This is a genomic window from Mucilaginibacter sp. P4_E8, assembly GCF_056401495.1.
Genome location: NZ_JBFUJG010000288.1, coordinates 1 through 2831, shown reverse-complemented (window position 1 = coordinate 2831; position 2831 = coordinate 1). Strand labels below are relative to the sequence as shown.

The 2831-nt window shown below is 41.4% G+C and carries 2 protein-coding genes; one reads left to right on the top strand and one right to left on the bottom strand.

What is annotated here, in order from left to right:
- Nucleotides 1–293 precede the first annotated feature (293 nt).
- Nucleotides 294–2195 (bottom strand): acetate--CoA ligase, encoded by a 1902-nt coding sequence (gene acs / locus AC1DRQ_RS30560; RefSeq protein ID WP_477429747.1) that lies wholly within the window; start codon nucleotides 2193–2195, stop codon nucleotides 294–296.
- A 200-nt stretch (nucleotides 2196–2395) separates the two neighbouring features.
- Between acs and AC1DRQ_RS30555 the strand changes: the two genes are divergently transcribed.
- Complete coding sequence (locus AC1DRQ_RS30555) at nucleotides 2396–2773, top strand: hypothetical protein (RefSeq protein WP_477429745.1); 378 nt, start codon at nucleotides 2396–2398, stop codon at nucleotides 2771–2773.
- The last annotated feature ends 58 nt before the right edge of the window (nucleotides 2774–2831 follow it).

Here is a 2831-nt window from a genome sequence, read left to right as displayed (position 1 = left end):
CCTTACTAATGAGCCTTCCAAACTCTAATTTCTATTTGATGTCACAGTTTAAAACAAGCGGTAAGGGATTTAATCGAGGCATAGGCCTTTAAGCCTGGCAATGACGATAATGAACCCTTACCGTTGTTAACTTTTTCCACAAAAATCAAGGTTATTAACAAAGAAAAAGAAGCAAAAAGAAAGCTTCAACAATAATAATAACCTATATTATTTTGTTGAAGCTAATCTAAAGGCAATGACGTGTTGGAGTCAGGTTTGGTCCTTGTTCCTTTATCCCAAAGTCTTTAATCCCCTTACAATGCCCCTGCCTTTATTTCATCCACCACAGCCGGATCAAGCAGGGTAGAGGTATCGCCTAAATTAGAGGTGTCCCCTTCAGCTATTTTACGCAAAATACGGCGCATGATCTTACCGGAACGTGTTTTAGGCAAACCAGTTACAAACTGGATCTTATCGGGTTTGGCAATAGCGCCTATAATACGGGCTACAGTCATAATGATGTCTTTACGGGTAAGCTCTTCATCATCATGTTGATTAGGGCATACCACAAAGGCATAAACGCCTTGTCCCTTAATATCATGTGGGTAACCAACCACGGCCGACTCTACCACGCTGCTATGCATGTTAATGGCGTTCTCTACCTCGGCAGTACCAATCCGGTGACCAGATACGTTCAGCACATCATCAACACGGCCTGTTATGCGGTAATAGCCATCCTCATCGCGCAGGCAGCCATCGCCGGTAAAATATAAATTGGGGTAAGTGGCAAAATAGGTAGTACGGCAGCGTTCATGATCGCCATAAGTGGTGCGCAGCATACCCGGCCACGGAAATTTGATACACAGGTTGCCACTTACGCCGTTGCCTTCAATTTCTTGCCCGGTCTCATCAACTAATACGGGTTGTACACCCGGTAATGGCAAGGTTGCATAACCCGGTTTGGTGGGTGTAACACCGGCTATTGGCGATATCATAAAACCACCGGTTTCGGTTTGCCACCAGGTATCAACAATAGGGCATTGTTTATGACCAATTTTTTCGTCGAACCAGTGCCAGGCTTCTTCGTTGATGGGTTCACCAACCGAGCCCAGCTTTTTAAGTGAGCTAAAGTCTTTGCCTTTTAAAATATCATCGCCAAAGCTCATGAGTGAGCGGATGGCTGTAGGAGCCGTATATAATATGTTTACTTTATATTTTTCAACTATATCCCAAAAACGGCCTGCAGTTGGCCATGAAGGGATTCCTTCAAACAATACGGTAGTTGCTCCCTGCGATAATGGTCCATAAGCGATATAAGAGTGACCGGTGATCCAACCGATATCAGCAGTACAAAAATAAACCTCGCCCTTATTGTATTGAAACGCGTTGGCAAAGGTATAACCGGTATAAACCATATACCCGCCACATGTATGCACCACTCCTTTGGGTTTGCCTGTTGAACCGGATGTATACAGGATAAATAACATATCCTCGGCATCCATTTCTTCGGCGGGGCAATCTGTATTACCCTGTGTTTCTACTTTTTTAATTTCATCTTCCCACCAAACATCCCGGCCTTTGATCATCGAAACCGGGGTACGGTTACGGGTAAGTACAATCACTCTTTTTATAGAAGGGCATTGCACAAGGGCGTCGTCAATAATTGATTTTAGAGGGATCTCCTTGCTGCCCCTGAAACCGCCATCGGCAGTTATAACAATATTACAGGTGGCATCATTTATCCGGTCGGCAATTGATTGTGCCGAAAAACCGCCAAACACTACCGAATGGATAGCGCCTATGCGGGCGCATGCCAAAACCGCAATAGCAAGTTCAGGTACCATAGGCATATAGATACAAATACGGTCGCCTTTTTTAGCGCCGTTGTTTTTAAGCACATTGGCAAACTGGCAAACTTTGTCATGCAGCTGGCGGTAAGTTAGTATACGGTGGTTTTCCTGCGGATCATTTGGTTCCCAAATTATAGCAGGTTTATCACCCATGGTTTCCAGGTGGCGGTCAAGGCAGTTCTCGGTAATGTTAAGCTTGGCTCCCTGAAACCATTTAATTTTAGGTTCCTTAAAGTTCCACTCGAGTACCTTGTTCCATTTTTTGCGCCATAAAAAGTTTTCGGCAATGCCGGCCCAAAATTGCTCAGGCTGCTCAACACTTTGCTGATAAACCTGTTTATACTCGTCAAATGATGTAATTTTCATGTTGGTTTAAATGGAGGCGTAAAATAGCAAATTATGTGTTAAGTGTAAATTAAAAACAAATCTTTTTAAATAATTTTAAGAAGTGGGAATAACTCTGAGAAAGGCCGTAATATTTTGATTACAACAGCTGTAATTAGTTTATTAATTAAACGGAATTATTAGATAGAACATATCTTAGTTAAGTTTAAAAACATTGATCAATGAAAGCGTTCGCCATTGGGGTATTTTTAGGTTTGAGCATTTTTGTAAGTAGGGTTGAGGCTCAAAAAGCGCTTGATCCATTTAAAAAAGATAATTTATTTGGCAGGATAAAGCAAATTACCGAAACAGATTATAAAGACAAAGCAAAGTTTGAAGGAAGTACCGGCGTGGATTCGTTGACTAAGAATGTTATCAAGTACGATAGTGCCGGTAACATAACAGAGCGGGTTTATTATAGTAGTGGAAAAGACAATCAATTTCAGTTTAATACCAGGTTTGTTTATCAACGGAAAGAAAATACCGGTGACAGTATAATTATGGAACTTTATACTAACAGAAACAAGCCGATCTGTATTTTGATGGAACGGGTAATATAATTGAATTTAATTTCTATGCGGATGAAAGAGCTTTTCGGTATAAGAATAAGTATAAATA

What these genes read in the sequence shown, in the direction of transcription:
- acs (WP_477429747.1), bottom strand. Translation starts at nt 2,195, where the DNA reads ATGAAAATTACATCATTTGACGAGTATAAACAGGTTTATCAGCAAAGT.
- AC1DRQ_RS30555 (WP_477429745.1), top strand. Translation starts at nt 2,396, where the DNA reads ATGAAAGCGTTCGCCATTGGGGTATTTTTAGGTTTGAGCATTTTTGTA.